The sequence below is a fragment of the Streptomyces sp. NBC_00986 genome (genome assembly GCF_045162565.1).
Lineage (GTDB): Bacteria > Actinomycetota > Actinomycetes > Streptomycetales > Streptomycetaceae > Streptomyces.
The window spans coordinates 10,722,454-10,738,579 of record NZ_CP108733.1 but is presented as its reverse complement, the minus strand read 5'-3'; the positions used below and the strand labels follow the sequence as shown (position 1 = coordinate 10,738,579).

General features: G+C 70.5%; 13 protein-coding genes and 1 pseudogene. 8 read left to right on the top strand and 6 right to left on the bottom strand.

Features of this window, described 5'->3' with window-relative positions; all coding sequences use genetic code 11:
* The first annotated feature begins 60 nt into the window (after positions 1-60).
* Genes OG504_RS48400 through OG504_RS48390 form a run of 3 tightly spaced genes read left to right on the top strand, consistent with a single transcriptional unit; the run spans position 61 to position 3,485 of the window.
* Entirely contained in the window at positions 61-1,506 is a 1,446-nt protein-coding gene (locus tag OG504_RS48400; protein WP_405995531.1) for a family 2B encapsulin nanocompartment shell protein, read from the top strand.
* Between the two features lie 16 nt (positions 1,507-1,522).
* Positions 1,523-2,560, top strand: a complete 1,038-nt coding sequence (locus OG504_RS48395; protein ID WP_405995530.1) for a family 2 encapsulin nanocompartment cargo protein terpene cyclase — start codon at positions 1,523-1,525, stop codon at positions 2,558-2,560.
* 49 nt (positions 2,561-2,609) lie between these two features.
* Positions 2,610-3,485, top strand: coding sequence for a geranyl diphosphate 2-C-methyltransferase (locus OG504_RS48390; RefSeq protein WP_405995529.1), 876 nt, complete (start codon positions 2,610-2,612; stop codon positions 3,483-3,485).
* Positions 3,486-3,488: 3 nt separating this feature from the next.
* On the opposite strand, the gene OG504_RS48385 is transcribed toward OG504_RS48390, so the two are convergent.
* Positions 3,489-3,917: an STAS domain-containing protein gene (locus tag OG504_RS48385; RefSeq protein WP_405995528.1), complete on the bottom strand. Its 429-nt coding sequence runs from the start codon at positions 3,915-3,917 to the stop codon at positions 3,489-3,491.
* A 232-nt stretch (positions 3,918-4,149) separates the two neighbouring features.
* Here OG504_RS48385 and OG504_RS48380 point away from each other — a divergent pair, with 232 nt between their 5' ends.
* From OG504_RS48380 to OG504_RS48360, 5 genes and pseudogenes are all read left to right on the top strand, one after another.
* Positions 4,150-4,824 carry a response regulator transcription factor gene (locus OG504_RS48380; RefSeq protein ID WP_405995527.1) on the top strand — a complete coding sequence of 225 codons (675 nt, stop codon included), beginning with the start codon at positions 4,150-4,152 and terminating at the stop codon, positions 4,822-4,824.
* A gap of 8 nt (positions 4,825-4,832) precedes the next feature.
* Positions 4,833-6,497, top strand: coding sequence for an ATP-binding protein (locus OG504_RS48375; RefSeq protein ID WP_405995526.1), 1,665 nt, complete (start codon positions 4,833-4,835; stop codon positions 6,495-6,497).
* Between the two features lie 275 nt (positions 6,498-6,772).
* Positions 6,773-7,216, top strand: a complete 444-nt coding sequence (locus OG504_RS48370) for a nuclear transport factor 2 family protein (protein ID WP_405995525.1) — start codon at positions 6,773-6,775, stop codon at positions 7,214-7,216.
* A 121-nt stretch (positions 7,217-7,337) separates the two neighbouring features.
* Positions 7,338-8,767 (top strand): annotated as a pseudogene (locus tag OG504_RS48365) (IS1380 family transposase).
* 245 nt (positions 8,768-9,012) lie between these two features.
* Positions 9,013-9,924 carry an SGNH/GDSL hydrolase family protein gene (locus OG504_RS48360; RefSeq protein WP_405995524.1) on the top strand — a complete coding sequence of 304 codons (912 nt, stop codon included), beginning with the start codon at positions 9,013-9,015 and terminating at the stop codon, positions 9,922-9,924.
* Here the strand turns inward: OG504_RS48360 and OG504_RS48355 are convergent.
* From OG504_RS48355 to OG504_RS48335, 5 genes are read right to left on the bottom strand one after another with little or no spacing between them, the layout of a single operon-like run.
* Positions 9,881-10,555, bottom strand: coding sequence for a TetR/AcrR family transcriptional regulator (locus OG504_RS48355; protein WP_405995523.1), 675 nt, complete (start codon positions 10,553-10,555; stop codon positions 9,881-9,883). The genes OG504_RS48360 and OG504_RS48355 overlap by 44 nt on opposite strands.
* On the bottom strand, positions 10,552-12,558 hold the full coding sequence (locus OG504_RS48350) for a CocE/NonD family hydrolase (protein WP_405995522.1): 2,007 nt from the start codon (positions 12,556-12,558) through the stop codon (positions 10,552-10,554). Before OG504_RS48350 ends, OG504_RS48355 begins: the two co-directional genes overlap by 4 nt.
* Complete coding sequence (locus tag OG504_RS48345; protein WP_405995521.1) at positions 12,555-14,285, bottom strand: dipeptide ABC transporter ATP-binding protein; 1,731 nt, start codon at positions 14,283-14,285, stop codon at positions 12,555-12,557. Before OG504_RS48345 ends, OG504_RS48350 begins: the two co-directional genes overlap by 4 nt.
* The gene (locus tag OG504_RS48340) at positions 14,285-15,172 is read right to left on the bottom strand and encodes an ABC transporter permease (protein ID WP_033280774.1); all 888 of its coding nucleotides are present in this window, start codon (positions 15,170-15,172) and stop codon (positions 14,285-14,287) included. Before OG504_RS48340 ends, OG504_RS48345 begins: the two co-directional genes overlap by 1 nt.
* Positions 15,169-16,125, bottom strand: a complete 957-nt coding sequence (locus OG504_RS48335) for an ABC transporter permease (RefSeq protein ID WP_405995520.1) — start codon at positions 16,123-16,125, stop codon at positions 15,169-15,171. Before OG504_RS48335 ends, OG504_RS48340 begins: the two co-directional genes overlap by 4 nt.
* Position 16,126: the final 1 nt, after the last annotated feature.

The following is a 16,126-nucleotide window of genomic DNA, read 5'->3' as shown; positions in this document are numbered from 1 at the left end:
GGACTGTTTGGCTTGTACACCGACGACGCGCTCACCCCTGTTCACCTCCCGGGAGGGAATGTGTCCACTCCGGAAAGCGCCCACGGACCCGCCACCGACGAACCCGACCCCGCGACCGCCGGCAACGGCCGACAACCCACCAGTCTCAGCACCCTGGCGGCCCGCCAGCTCGCCACGACCACCAAGTCCGAACCGCAGATGCAGGCCATCACCTCACGATGGCTGCTGAAGATGCTGCCCTGGGTGGACGTGCGGGGCGGTGCCTACCGGGTCAACCGGCGGCTCCAGCTCAGTGTCGGCCGCGGCCGGGTCCAGTTCGAGCAGAACGGCGCCGACGACATCAAGGTCATCCCCGAGACGCTCACCGAACTGCCGGTGCTGCGCGGGTACCCCGACACGGAGGTCCTGCGGGAGATCGCGGGCCGGTTCCGGGTCCGGGAGGTGCGGGCCGGCCAGATCCTCTTCGAGGCCGGACAGCCCGTCACCGAGGCCTACTTGGTCGCGCACGGCCGCTTCACCCGCTTCACCGCCGGCAAGTACGACGACGAGGAGGTCCTCGGTGTCGTCACCGACGGTGACCAGATGGGGGACGAGGCGATAGGGCAGTCCGACCCCCTGTGGCTGAGTTCCGTGCGCGCCGAGACCGCGGGCGTCCTGCTCGTGCTGCCCTGGGACGTCGTGGCCGAATTCACCGACCGCGTACCGTCGTTGGCCGCGCATCTGGAGGCGTACGCCGAGCGGCAGCGGCTGCCGATGAACCGCAAGGGCGAGGCCGACGTCCCGATCCAGGCCGGTCATGTGGGCGAGCCGACGCTGCCCGGCGGCTTCGTGGACTACGAACTCGCCCCGCGCGAGTACGAGTTGTCGCTCACCCAGACCGTGCTGCGGGTGCACACCCGGGTCGCCGACCTCTACAACGACCCGATGGACCAGACCCAGCAGCAACTGAGGCTCACCATCGAGGAGATCCGCGAGCGGCAGGAGTGGGAGCTGGTCAACAACCGGGAGTTCGGGCTGTTGCACAGCGTCGACTACACCCAGCGCATCAGCACCTTCACCGGCCCGCCGACCCCGGACGACCTCGACGAACTCCTCGCGATGCGGCGCAAGACGCGGCTCTTCCTGGCCCACCCGAAGGCGATCTCGGCCTTCTTCCGGCAGTGCAACCGGCGCGGTCTGGTGCCCGGCACGGTGAACGTCGAGGGGCACGAGATCCCCGCCTGGCGCGGTGTCCCGTTCTTCCCGTGCGGCAAGATCCCGATCACCCCGCAGCACACCAGCAGCATCATCGCGCTGCGCACCGGGGAGGCCGACCAGGGTGTCGTCGGGCTGTTCCAGACGGGCATCCCCGAGGAGTTCCAGCCCGGTCTGAACGTGCGCTTCATGGGCATCGACCCGGCCGCGATCATCCGCTATCTCGTCACTGCCTACTACTCGATGGCCATCCTGGTCCCCGACGCGGCGGGGATCCTCGAGAACGTCCAGATCGGCCGGACCGCCGAATGACGGCCTGGAGCACCTCATGACCACATCCCTTTCGCTGCCCGGCCCGCCGAACCTGGCCGGCGCCGTACGAGCCCGGCGCACCGGCGCGATCCCCGGCCTCAAGTACCAGCCCGTGGCCCCCGCCGACCCCGAGAAGGCCGCGGAGATCGACCGCAGACTGGAGACCTGGGCCCGCGAACTCGATCTGTTCCCCGCCGCGTGGGACGGGGACTTCGCCGGGTTCCAGTTCGGCCGGGCCGTGGTGCTCCAGCACCCGGGGGCGCTCGGCCTCGAACGGCTCACCGTCGCGGGCAAGTTGCTGCTCGCCGAGAACATCGTCGACAACTGCTATTGCGAGGAGGACGAGGGCAAGGGCGGCTCGCACCGCGGCCTGGGCGGACGGCTGATCTTCGGACAGTCGGCGCTCGACCCGTTCCACTCCACCCCCGAGTACGAGGAGGAGTGGCGGCACGGCGTACAGGCGGACGGCCCTCGGCGCTCGTACCACTTCGCGCTCAAGGACTACGCCCTCCTCGCCACCCCCAGCCAGACCGACCGGTTCGTGCACGACATCGCCCGGCTCCATCTCGGCTATCTCGCCGAGGCCGCCTGGGCCGAGACCCGGTACAAGCCGCGTGTCTGGGAGTACCTGGTGATGCGGCAGTTCAACAACTTCCGCCCCTGTCTGTCGATCGTGGACGCGGTCGACGGCTACGAACTGCCCGAGCCGGTCTACGCCCGGCCCGAGATCCAGCGGGTGACTGCCCTGGCCTGCAACGCCACGACGATCGTCAACGACCTCTACTCCTTCACCAAGGAGCTGTCCGAACCCGACCACCTCAACCTGCCGCAGGTCGTCGCGGCCAACGACCGGCGCGGGCTGAAGGCGGCCTATCTGAAGTCGGTCGAGATCCACAACCGGATCATGGACGCCTTCGAGGAGGAGTCCGCGGTGCTGTCCGCCGCCTCGCCGCTGGTCGAACGCTACACCCAGGGCCTGGCCGCCTGGGTGGCCGGCAACCACGAGTGGCACGCCACCAACAGTCACCGGTACCACCTTCCCAACTACTGGTAGCAGAACGATCCCTGACATCACGTCAGACGTACGACGCTAGGAGTCACCGTTGACCACTGCCGACGCCGGCCCCACCACAGCCCCGGTGCCGACCCAGTCCACGTACCAGAACCGTGTCGCGGACTACTGGAACGCCGAAGAGAACCCGGTCAACCTCGACCTCGGACAGATCGACGACCTGTACCACCACCACTACGGAATCGGCGAGGCCGACGAGTCCGTGCTCGACGAACCCGACCCCGTCCGGCGCCGTGAGCGGCTGACCGCCGAACTGCACCGCCTGGAGCACGCGCAGGCCGAACTCCTCGCCTCCCACCTCGGTCAACTCACCCCGGAGGACCGGGTGTTCGACGCAGGCTGCGGTCGCGGCGGCGGCAGCGTGGTGGCGCATCTGCGGTACGGCTGCCGGGCCGACGGGGTCACGATCTCCGCCAAGCAGGCCGAGTTCGCCAACGCACAGGCACGCAAGCGGGGCATCGACGGCAAGGTGCGCCACCACCACCGGAACATGCTCGACACCGGCTTCCCGACAGGTGAGTTCGCCGCGTCCTGGAACAACGAGTCCACGATGTATGCGGAGTTGGACCTGCTGTTCGCCGAGCACGCCCGGCTGCTGCGCCGCGGCGGACGCTATGTGGTGATCACCGGCTGCTACAACGACACCTACGGCCGGGCCTCGCGCGAGGTGTCCCTCATCAACGCCCACTACATCTGCGACATCCACCCCAGGTCGGAGTACTTCCGGGCGATGGCCCGCAACCGCCTGGTGCCCGTCCACGTCCAGGACCTCACCGAGGACACGATCCCCTACTGGGCGCTGCGCAAGCAGGCCGACCATCTGGTCACGGGGATCGAGGACACCTTCCTCGACGCCTACCGCAACGGCAGCTTCCAGTATCTGCTGATCGCGGCCGACCGGGTCTGAGTCTCAGCGCCCGGCGATCCTGGAGGCCGCCTCCGGGAGGCCGGGCGCCGGGTCCAGCACGTCCAGCGTGCCGTGCGCCCGCAACAGGCGCACGGTACGCGGGGCACACACCACGGCGAACCCCGCCTCACGCTCCAGCACACGGCGGCGGAACCGCAGCACCAGGTTGAGCCCGGTGGAGTCGATGAACGTGGTGCGGCGCAGATCGACGACGTAGGCGGGCGCGCGCAGAGCCACCACCGAGTCCAGCCACTCGCGCAGCGGGGTCGCGGTCGCGAGGTCGACGTCGCCGTGCAGGTCGACGACCAACAGGCCGTCCCGCGCGCCCAGCAGGGCGTGTTCGCCGGGTGCGGGCCAGGCCGGGGTGGGCATCGGCTCCAGGTCGTTCTCGTACGACAGGGCGTTCTCGTACAACAGGCTGTGCTCGTGCAAGGTGTTCCGTCCCCGTTCCGTGCCGTCCGCGCGCGGGCGCGCGATCCGGCGCGGGTCCGTGCGGCGGCTTCGACATCCCCGCACCGCACGAGCCCGCGCCGGAACTCCCCCCGAGCGGCTCCCCCTTGAACCGTGGGTACCAACTGTTCTACCTTCGCCACATGGTCGGGGCATCAACGCCCGCTCATCAGCGACACAACGAGCGGGCAGCAGTTGGGCCAGGTGATCCGGAATGCGTCCGCACCTCGCCCTGATCGAGGACGAACCCGATTTCGCACTGATGTGCCGTTCCTATCTGGAACGCGAGGGATTCACCGTCACCTGGGCCATGGACGCCCGCGCCGGCAAGTCCGTCCTCCACGAGAGCCGCGTCGATCTCGCCGTACTCGATCTGGGCCTGCCGGACGGCAGCGGCCTGGAACTCCTGCGGGCACTGCGGTCCACCAGCCGCCTCCCGGTCATCGTGATCACCGGCCGGGGCGCCGAGGCCGACCGGGTCGCGGGACTGGAGATCGGCGCCGACGACTACCTGGTCAAGCCGTTCTCGCAACGGGAGTTGGTGGCCCGCATCCGGGCCGTACTGCGCAGATCCCAACCACCGGAGGTCCCGGCTGTGTTGCAGATCGGCTCGCTGCGCATCGACACGGCGGCCCGCCAGGCGTCCGCCGACGGCATCTTCCTGACGCTACGGCCCAAGGAGTACGCCCTGCTGGAGATGCTCGGGGAAGCACCCGGCCGGGTGTTCTCCACGGAGCAGGTGCTGGAACGCATCTGGGGCGCGTCCTGGCAGCAGCCCGCGACCGTGATCGAGCATGTGTACCGCCTGCGCGGCAAGCTCGCGGCACTCCCCGCGCCCGCACCCCGGATCACCACGGTCCGCGGCTACGGCTACCGCCTCGACCCCTGAGAGCCGCCATGCCGCCCCTCGCCACCCCGGACTTCCGGCTCCTCTTCGACTCGGCGCTGTCCCCACTGCTGGTGCTCAGCCCCGACTTCACGATCGTCGAAGTCAACCGCGCGTACCTCGCCGCCACCCGTACGAGTCGCACGATTGTCGGGCAGCGCGTCTTCGACGTCTTCCCCGACAACCCGGACGATCCATCGGCCGACGGGGTCGCCAATCTGCGCCGCTCGCTGGAGTCGGTGGTGGCGACGGGCCGCAAGGACACGATGGCCCTGCAGCGCTACGACATCCCCGGCGGCGAGGCGGGCACCTTCGCCGAGCGGTACTGGAGCCCCGTCAACTCCCCCGTCCTGGACGCAGAAGGACGCGTCACGCACATCATCCACCGGGTCGAGGACGTCACCGACTTCGTGCATCTGCGCCACGTCGGCCGGGAACAGGAACGCGCGGCAGCCGAGGCCCAGATGCGGGCGGAGGGCATGGAGATCGACCTGTTCGTCCGGGCCCGGGAGATCCGCGAGGTCAACGAGCAGCTGAGCCGCGCCAACGCCGAACTGGACGCGGCCGGGCGACAGTTGAGGGAGGAGCAACGGGCCAAGGACCGGTTCATCGCCACGCTGTCGCACGAGCTGCGCAACCCCCTCGCCGCCGCGACAGCGGCCGTAGAACTGCTCGCGCTGGATCTGCCGGACGGCGGCCATCCCGCACTGCCGGTCCTGGAACGGCAGTTGGGCACGCTGGTCCGGATGAGCAACGATCTCCTGGACGGGACAAGGGCGTTGACCGGGCGCCTGGAGCTGGTGCCCGAGCGGGTCGACGTGCGGTCCGTGGTCGAGAGCGCGTGCGCCGACATCCGGAGCCTGTTCGGACACGAGGAGCGCACCCTCCAACTCACCTTGCCCGACAAACCTGTTGTGGTCGACGGCGACCGGCTGCGGCTGACGCAAGTACTGACGAACCTGCTGTCCAACGCGCTCAAGTACACCCCGCCCGGCGGACGGACGGAGGTCCACCTCGCGACAGCGGAGGGACAGGCACGGCTCACCGTCCGGGACGACGGCATAGGTTTCCAACCCGCCCAGGCCGAGGACCTGTTCGGCGTGTTCACCCGCGCGGCCCCGGCCGGCCCCAACACACCCGAGGGGCTTGGCCTGGGGCTCGCGGTCGCCCGCACGGTGGTCGAGCTGCACGGCGGCCGGATCAGCGCGCACAGCGAAGGACCCGGCAAGGGAGCGGAGTTCACCGTGCTCCTCCCGCAGGCCGACGCAACGACCCCGGACCCGCTACGACCGTCCGCGCCCCGACGTGCCCGGCGCCAACTGGCCATCCTGATCGTCGAGGACAACACCGACCTGGCCGCGACCTACCGCACCCTGCTGGAGCGGCAGGGCCACCACGTCACGGCCGTCCACACCGGCGCCGACGCGCTCACCGCGACCGAGTCCGACGTCTTCGACGTGGTCCTGTGCGATCTGGGCCTGCCCGACACCGACGGCTACACGGTGGCCCGTACGGTACGCGCCCGCCCGCACGGCACCCGGCCGCGCCTGATCGCGGTCTCCGGGTTCAGTCAGGGCACCGACCGCTCGCTGTCCCGGGCGGCCGGCTTCGACGCCCATCTCGCCAAACCGCTCCCGCTGACCGATCTGCTGGAGTTCCTGGAGAGTCCCGAATAGTCGGGCGTTCCAGCCTCGGGCTTTCACGAGCGGTGCCGTCTACCGCTTGCTCAGAGACGCGAGAAGTACTCCTGAGCTGCAACGATGAGACCTGTGGAGGGTCCTGGCCGTTGCTGTCGAAGGAGCACTTCCCAGGTGAAGACCGCATGTCCGCGTCCAGCGCCACGGGTGGAATCGGACGGGTGGGGTGCTGCTGGTCGGGACAGTCCGCAGTACGGGCCCGCATCAGGCGATAATGATCGTCAGCTGCCTGTGCGTATCACTTGGGGGGTCTTGTGAGTCTGAGTCCGCGCGAGGTGTTTCTCCGGCTTGTTCATGGGGTCGCCGACGGGAACTCAAGCGAGTTGCCTGACTTGTATGGCGAGGTCACCGATGTCCGGCATCCGATGGCAACCCCGGAGTCCGAGCCGTTGACGAGTCGGCGTGCGCTCCGGGAGCACTTCACGGTGCCGCCGCAAGTTCGGGAGTCCTTGCCGAAGAGGAGTGTCGTCGATGTCGTCGTTCACGAGACCGCCGATCCTGAAGTGATCGTCGCCGAGTTCGCCTACGAGTTCACGTTGCCGGACGACTCCATGGCCAAGGTTCCCTGCATCTTCGTCATGCGTGTGCGGGACGGTCAGATCATCGAGTCACGCGACTACATCGACCCGATCCGTACGTACACGGCACGCGGGGATCTCGACCGCCTCATCGCGTCGTTGCGCAAGGGCGTTTCCTGACCTCGCGCTCTCACGTGGCAGAGCGTCCGGTAGGTGATCAGAAACGCGGAGAGCGCTCCTGACCTGCAACGACGGGACTCGTCCAGGGTCCAGGTCGTCGCGTGGAAGAAGCGCTCTCCAGGTGAAGAAGCGTATCGGGTCCTACCCGCGTGTCCGTACCGAAGGCGGTGGTCGCGGGGTGGTCTCCCAGGCCGGCGGTGTGCTGCTGGTGGAGACGATCCGCAAGGGCGGCCCGGACAGGACGATATCGGCGGCGTCGGCGCCGTGGCGCGGGGCGCGGGGCGCGGGGCGCGGGGCGCGGGGCGCGGGGCGCGGGGCGCGGGGCGCGGGCGGTGCATGATCCGGGCAAGGTCCTGCTTGATGTGGCGCTCGCGGTCGCGCTGGGCGGGGACTGCCTGGCGGATGTGGGCATGCTTCGGGCCGAGCCTGCGGTGTTTGGGCCGGTGGCCTCCGATCCGACGGTGTCCCGGTTGACCGACACCCTCGCGTCGGGCGGGGATCGGGCCCTGACGGCGATCCGTACTGCCCGGGCCGAAGTACGTGAACACGTCCGGACGTTGGCCGGTCAGGCCGCTCCGGATGCCGACGGTCAGGTGACCGCGGACCTGGACGGGGTACTCGTCATCGCACACTCCGAGAAGCAGGATGCGGCCACGACCTGGAAGAAGACCTTCGGACACCACCCGCTGACGGGGTTCGTCGACCACGGCCGGGGCGAGTCCGGCGAACCCGTGGCCGGTCTGCTGCGGCCGGGCAACGCGGGGAGCAACACCGCGGCAGATCACATCGAAGCGGCCGGACTCGCCCTGTGGCAGCTGCCGAAGAAGTACCGCCGTGGACGGCGGACGCTCATCCGCACCGACTCGGGCGGGGGCACCCACGAGTTCGTCAACTGGCTGTCCGCACGCGGCCGGTGGCTGTCCTACCTACCCGGTCGGCATGACCATCACCGACGCCATCCATCAGACCGTCTTGAAGGTTCCCGCCTCGGCCTGGACGATGGCCGTCGAACCCGGCGGCCGGATCCGCGACGGCGCCCGGGTGGCCGAACTCGACGGAGACTGCCTGAAAGGCCGGCCCGAAGGGATGCGGCTGATCGTCCGCAGGGAACGCCCGCACCCCGGCGCCCAGCTGCGCCTCACCGACGCCGACGGCATGCGCTTGACCTGCTTCGCCACCAACACCAAGAACGTCCCGATCGTCGCGCCGGAACTGCGTCACCGCCGGCGCGCCCGTGCCGAGGACCGCATCCGCGCCGCCCGCGCCACCGGCCTGCGCAATCTCCCGCTTCATGACATGGCGCAGAACCGGATCCGGCTGGAGATCGTCCAGATCGCCCTGGACCTGCTCGCCTGGATGCCGATGCTCGCCCTGACCGGCAAGCCCCGTCTCCGGGAGCCCCGCCGCATCCGGTTGCGGCTGTTCTCCACCGCCGCCCAGTTGGTCACCACCGGCCGCCGGCGCATCCTCCGACTCGCCCACCACCGGCCATGGAGCGGTGTGATCGCTGAGGCCCTGACCCGCCTCGAAGCCCTACCGAACCCCGGCTGACCAGCGCGTTCCCTTCCCTGCGAGCAGCACCACCCCGCCGGAGCCGTGGAACCCGGCGCCCACCCGACGCGACAGCCGGACCCTCGCGCTGCCCACCATCAGCCCAACACGCCGAAACGGCACGCCAGTTGCACCGACGACCCGTCATGAAATGTCGAGGCCAGTTGGTCGGGCGTCTTCCTCCCGCCGCTCGGCTGTGCTTGCCTGAGGGGCCGTTTTCCGGTGCCCGGGGCGGGAGTTGGCGTATGCGGAAGCCGTGGATCGTGGGTGTGGTGCTGGCCGCGGTGCTGCTCGGCGCGTGCACGGATCCGGCGTCCGGGCCGGAGGTCGCGCCGCCCACCCCCTCCGTGCCGACGACCACACGCCAGCAGGCGCCGGTCTCGCCGAGCGGTACCCCGGTGAAGTCGGCGCCCAGCGTGCTGTATCTCGGGGACTCCCTCGCCATGGAGAGCCAGAAGGTGCTCGGATCGGAACTACGCGGCGAGTTGGACGCGGCGTACACGAGCGCCCCGTACTCCGGGACCACGCCGTGCGACTACCTGGAGGGCACCAAGAAGGGTTCGCTGGTCCCGGACGCGGAGAAGGCGGCCGTGCTGGTGCGCGCCCTGCACCCGGACTTCGTGGTGCTGCAGTTCTGGGGCAACGCGTGGGGCTATACGCCCTGCATGGACGGGATCACGTACGACGCCGACCGGGAGACGTACTTCGACCGGTACGCGGCCGACCTCAGGAAGCTCACCGCGCAGATCGCGAGCGCCGGGGGCGCCCAACGGCCCACGCTCGTCTGGGTGTTGCAGGGCCCCGACCCGATCACACCCGAGCGCGTCCGGAACGTGAACGCGCTCTACGAGTCCCAGGCCAGGACCGCGGGCGACCTCGTCGCCGACGCGGGCAGCACCGTGAGCCGCGCCGGAGCCCGCTACACCTGGACCCAGTACCTCCCCTGCACCGCCTACGAACGCGCCCACCCGGACTACTGCACCCAGCCGGGCAACGGCCGCACCGCCCTGCACCTCGACTCGGACTATCTGCACTTCTGCCTGGCGCCGACGACCTCGACGCCCAGGCCGTGCCCGGTCCCCTCCCCCGGCATTCTGCGGATCGCCCGGGAGATCACTCGGGTGATCGGCGCCCAGACCCCAGTTCCGTCTCGATGAGCCGGTTGAGGTGCCGGCGGGCGTCCTGGGTGCTCAACGGGGGTGCCTGGCGCAGGCGTTGCAGGGCGAGGCCGTCGGCGAGGGCGGCGAAGCGGACCGTGAAGCCGTCGAGGTCGTCGGCGTCGAACTCGCCGTCGGTGACGCCCCGTTGGGCCAGTGCGCGGATCTGCTGGTGCCAGGTCTCGTAACGGTGGGCCTGGCCGCCGCTGAAGGCCTCGTCGGTGCCCTGTTCGCCCGCGTTCCAGTAGTCGAACCACATCCGCCAGTGCCGGTCGGTGTCCTCGGTGAACAGCGCGTCGACGAGCAGCCGCAGCGCCTCGGCGCCGCTCGTCGCCTGCTCGGCCGCCTCGCTCAACTCGGCGTAGTAGCGCTCGATATGGAGGACCATCGCCTCGGAGAGAATCTCCTGCACGCTGCCGAAGTGGTACGTGACGGTGCCGACGGAGACCCCGGCCGCCGCCGCCACGTCCCGGACGCCGACCGAGGCGTAACCGCGTTCCGCTATCAACGGGACGGCCGCCTCGACGATGAGCCGGCGGCGCACCTCGGTGGGCTGCCGGGTGCGGTCGGCGGCGGCGACGGCGCGGCGCGGGGACTTCGCGGCCGGCTGAGGCTGCTTGGCGGCCGTCATCCCGACGTCCTCGGGGTGGTGCGGTGCCATGCTCGCTCGGCCACTGTCTCTCCGTTCGCCCGTGCTTCGACGCGACTGTCCATGACGAAGTCCGCGGCCGTGGCGCGCAGCTCCGTCCGCGCCATGATCTCAGCGTCGTAGTCGTCCCCGCGGCGCAAGCGGATCCGCCACTCCGACACGGCGTGCGCGGACAGCGGGTCGTCGCCACGGATGCGGTACGTCTCCCGAGCGCTCTCCTCGTAGCGCAGGCCGTCCGGATACGTCCGCGATCCCCCGTAGTTGGGGTCGACCTCCAGCGTCCACTCCCCCTTGGCCACGTCGTGCGTGACGAGTCGCTCGGGAGTCGGCTCGGCGGGCCGGTCGTACGTCACGTCGAGCGGTACGGCCTGTTCGGGCTCCTCGAAACGGATCTCCGGCTCAACTCCCGCTCCCCGAACGGGCAGTTGTACGGCGCTCTCGGCCGGGACGACCCTCAACCCGCCGCGCTCTCCGTGCGGCCAGGCCCACGGCCAGTAGGTGTCGGAGACGGCGAGGCGGATGCGGTGGCCCGGCGGGACGGCGTAGCCGATGCCGGTCAGTTCCAACTCGACGTCCTCGTACGTCCCCGGTGTCCACTCGACGGCCCGGTCGCGGCCGTGCCTGCTCAGCAGGTTGAGCACGCCTCGGGTGACGAGCGTGGACGAGCCGTCCGGGGCGACGTCGCACAGCCGGGCGATGACATGGGCGCGCGGGGTGCTGCTGTCGAGGCGGAGCCGGACGCGCGGGCGGCCGAGGATCTCGACGCGTTCGGTGAGCGGTTCGGAGTCGAAGCAGACCGAACGGCCGTCCTCCTCGCGCTGGTCCGGCGGCAGGTCGCTCGCGTTGCCGAAGGGGAAGAAGCGTCCGGCGTCGAGTCCGGTGTGCTGCGGCGAGCGTACGAGGACGGGCTCCGCACTTGCGCCGAGGGGACGTGAGTCCCAACTGACCTTCTCGCTCGGCCACTTGGCGTCACCCACCCAACGGCCGGGCAGCACGTCGTACGACGTCGCCGGCGGGACCGGGTCGGTGATCCAGGCCCTCAGCAGGGGCTCCGCCATGGCTCCCGTGTCGATGCCCTTGAGGTGCTGGTCCCACCAGCGCAGGGTCTCCTGGAGGAAGCCGATCGCCGGGCCGGGAGGCAGTCCCCGGTCGGGGTACTGGTGCGACCACGGGCCGACGATGCCGCGGACTCGATCCTCGGGCAGGTGCTCGACGAGCCGCAACACGGCGTCCCGGTACGGGTCGTTCCAGCCGCCGACCGCGAGGACGGCCGCGTCGATCGCGGAGTAGTCCTCGCAGACGCTGCCGTGCTTCCAGTACTCGTCGCGCTGTTGGTGTTCGAGCCAGGTGTGGAGGAAGGGTTCGAGGGCGTCGAGGCGCTCGCGCCACATCGGCACCCAGCGGTCCGAGCCGACGCTCGCCGGGTCCGGCGGGCGGGACGCGAAGGCGAGCATGGTGCCGGCCCAGGCGAGCATGTCGATGCCGAGGACGGCGCCGCCCGTGTAGTGGACGTCGTTGTCGTACCGGTCGTCGGTCGAGCAGACGGTGACGATCGCCTTGAGGGGCTCGGGGGCGAGCGCTGCGATCTGCAGGGAGTTGAAGCCGCCCCACGAAATACCGAACATGCCGACCTTGCCGGTGCACCAGGACTGCGCGGCAAGCCAGTTGACGACGTCGACGCCGTCGGCGAGTTCCTGCGCGTCGTACTCGTCGCCGGGCAGGCCCTCGCTGTCGCCGTGGCCCCGGATGTCGACGCGGACGGAGGCGTAACCGTGTCCGGCGTACCAGGGGTGGCGCTGGGCATCGCGCGGTGCGGTCCAGTCGCTCTTGCGGTACGGGAGGTATTCGAGCAGCGCGGGCACGGGCTCCGACTCGGCGTCATCGGGCCGCCAGATGCGGGCGTGCAGCCGGGTCCTTCCGTCCCGGGTGGGGATCCAGACGTCCTCGCGGACGACCCGGCGCTCGAACTGCTCGCGGTACTTCACAAAGCTCCTTCCGCCACGGGGGCGTTGAGGGGACGCCAGCGACGGACGCGGTGGCCGTCGTCGCCCTGGTCGGTCCAGATGTCGTCCCCGTCCACCGCGTCGGCCCAGTCGGCGGTGCCGTCGACGTAGGGCTGAGCGTCGGGGTCGGGTTCGAGGGCGGCGGCCATGAGTTGGCGGGTGTAGGGGTGCTGGGGGTCGGCGAACACGGCTTCCGTCGGGCCCTCTTCGACGACGACTCCGTGGCGCAGGACGACAACCCGGTCCGCGATGCCTCGTACGACGGCCAGGTCGTGGCTGATGAACAGGCAGGCCAGGTCGCGTTCGCGCCGCAGGTCGTCGAGGAGCCGAAGGACGTCCGCCTGGACCGACACATCCAGGGCGGTGGTGATCTCGTCGGCGATGAGGACGTCCGGTTCGCCCGCCAACGCCCGTGCGATGCCTATGCGTTGGCGCTGGCCGCCGGAGAGTTGCGCGGGCAGTCGGTCGGCCAGGGCCGGGTCCAGGCGTACGTCGGCGATGAGTTGGCGGGCCCGCTCGGCGGCCTCCGTCCGGTCGGTCACCGTGCCGAAGAAGCGCAGGGGGTGGCGGACCGCGTCGCCCACGGAGCGGCGGGGGTTGAGCGAGGTGTCGGCGTTCTGGAAGACGAGCTGCACCCGGCGCCGCAGGGACAGCGGGCGTTGCTGCGCCGGGCGGGCCAGGTCGCCGTCCGCGTGCTTCATCGTGCCGCCGGACGGGGTGCGCAGTCCGGCCAGGGACCACGCGAGGGTGGACTTGCCGCTGCCCGACTCGCCCACCAGGGCGAGGACTTCGCCGCGCCGGACGTCGAAGGAGACGCCGTGCACGGCACGGGTGCTGCCGTAGTCGATGGTGACGTCCTGCGCGGAGACGGCGACGGGGGCGTCGGCGGGGACTTCCGCCCTGGGCCTGACCTCCCGCTCCCCCGTCTCTCCGACGACGGCGAGCCCGATGTCGTCGAGGCGCGGCACGCTCGCCAACAGGCGCTTGGTGTACGGGTCTTGGGGCTGGGCGAACAGCTGCCTCGTGGGCGCCGACTCCACCACGCGACCCGACCGCAGGACGGTCACCTCGTCGGCCATGTGCGCGACGACGCCGAGGTCGTGGCTCACCAGCACTGCGGCCAGGCCGAGTTCGTCGCGCAGGGCGGCGATCAGGTCGAGGACGCTGCGCTGGGTGACGACGTCCAGGCCGGTGGTCGGCTCGTCGAGGACCAGGACCTTGGGGCGGGCCGCGATGGCCATGGCGATGGCGACGCGTTGTTGCTGGCCGCCGGAGAGTTCGTGCGGGTAGCGGCGGGCCAACTCCGCCGGGTGCGGCAGCCGGACCTGTTCGAGGAGTTCCACTACGGGCACGTCGCCGCCCGCCTCGGCGATCTGCCGTCCGATGCGCATGGAGGGGGTGAGGGCGTGGCCGGCGTTCTGGCCGACCATGGCGACCGTTCCGCCGCGCAGCCTTCGCAACTCCCGTGCGGGCAGGGCGAAGACGTCGGCTCCGGACACCTGGACCGAGCCCCCGGTGATCCGGGAACCGTGGCGCAGGTGCCCGAGGAGGGTCGCGGCGATGGTCGACTTGCCGCTGCCGGACTCACCGACGAGGGCGTGGGTCTGCCCCTCGGCGACGTCCAGCGACACCTCGTGCACGACGGGCACGTCCTGGCCGCCCGAACGGTAGGCCACGGAGAGGGAGTTGACGGACACGATCGAGGCCATCAGGAGCCCTCCCTGATCCGGTCGACGCCCCACGCCTTGGACAGGCCGTCGGCCGCGAGGTTGAGCCCGACCACGAGCGTGGCCAGGGCGATGATGGGGGCGAGGCTGGCCATCGGGACGACGGTGATGGCGGTGCGGTTCTCCGCAACCATCAGGCCCCAGTCCGGAGTCGGCGGGTCGGCGCCGAAGCCGAGGAAGGACAGCGAGGAGATCAGCAGCACGACCCAGGAGGCCCGCATCGCGAACTCCACGCACACCACGTCCGTGATGTTCGGCAGGATCTCCCGGCGCAGGATCGACCAGGTGCTCTCGCCGCGGGCGCGGGCCGCGGTCACGTAGTCGGCCGGGACCACCGCGAGGGCGGCGCCGCGCACGACGCGGACGACCTGCGGGACGTAGGTGATCGCGACGGCGAGGACGATGACCGCCGGGCCGGTGCCGAGGGCGGTCACGACGACGAGCAGCGCCAGCACGGACGGGATGGACAGGATCGCGTCCAGGACCCGGCCCAGTACGTCGTCGAACCAGCCGCCGCGCAGGGCCGCCGCGCAGCCGATGACCGTGCCGAGGGCGACGGTCAGCAGGGTCGCGGTCACGGAGATACCGAGGGCGTACCGGCCGCCGTAGAGGACGCGGGCCAGGACGTCGCGGCCGTACTGGTCGGTGCCGGCCCAGTGGCTCCAACTCGGGCCGAGCAGCGCGTGGTTGGCGTCGTTGGCGATCGGGTCGTAGGAGGTGAGGAGGGGGGCGAGCAGCGCGATCAGGACGTGTACGGCGACGATCGCGAGGCCGACGAGCGCGGTGCGGGAACTGCTCACGGTGCGCCAGGCGCGGACGGTGCGGGCGCCTCGTACGGTGGTCGGCGCGGCGGTGTCGAGCGTGGTCATCGGGTCCTCCCTCGGGTGCGGAGCCTGGGGTTCAGGGCCATGGTGGCCAGGTCGGCCGCGAGGTTGCAGACGACGTAGACGACCGCGCTGATGAGGGCGATGGCCTGGATGGTGGGCAGGTCCCGGTTCTGCACCGAGGAGAGCATCAGCTTGCCGATGCCCGGGTAGTTGAAGACGTTCTCGACCACGGCGACCCCGCCGACCAGCCAGGCGACGTTGAGCGCGATGACGTGCAGCGTGGGCAACAGGGCGCTGGGCAGGGCGTGTCGGGTGACGACCCGCCAGGTGGAGAGGCCCTTGAGGCGGGCGGTGGTGACGTACTCGGTGGCCATCACGTCGATGACCGAGGTGCGGGCCATGCGGACGATGTACGCGGCCATCACCACAGCGAGGGCGAGCGCGGGAAGCCATACGGCGGGCAGGAGTTGGGAGACGCCGGCGTCGGGGCCGTAGAGGACGACCGCCGGGAACCACGGGAGGGCGACCGAGAAGCACAGGACGAGGACGGTGGCCACGACGAACTCGGGGACGCTCATGCCGACGAGGCTGACGGTGGAGATGACGTGGTCGGGCCAGCGGTCGCGGTAGAGGCCGGCGAGGATGCCGAGGACGATCGAGCCGGTGACCGCGAAGAGGACGGTGACGACGGCGATCAGCGCGGAGTTGCCGAGATACATGGACACTTCGCCGCCGACGGCCTTGCCGGTGACGAGGGAAGTGCCGAAGTCGCCGTGGAGCGCACCCCACACCCAGTGGCCGTACCGCTCCCAGGCGGGCTGGTCGAGGTTGAGCTTGGTGCGCAGGGCAGCCACGGCGTCCGGGGTCGCGTCCTTGCCGAGGATCTGGGTGGCGACGTCGCCGGGCAGCGCCTGGACGGCGAGGAAGACGAGGACGGAGGAGAGGAAGAGGGTGCCGACTGCCGCCGCGATACGGCGGGTTATGAAGGAGAGCATG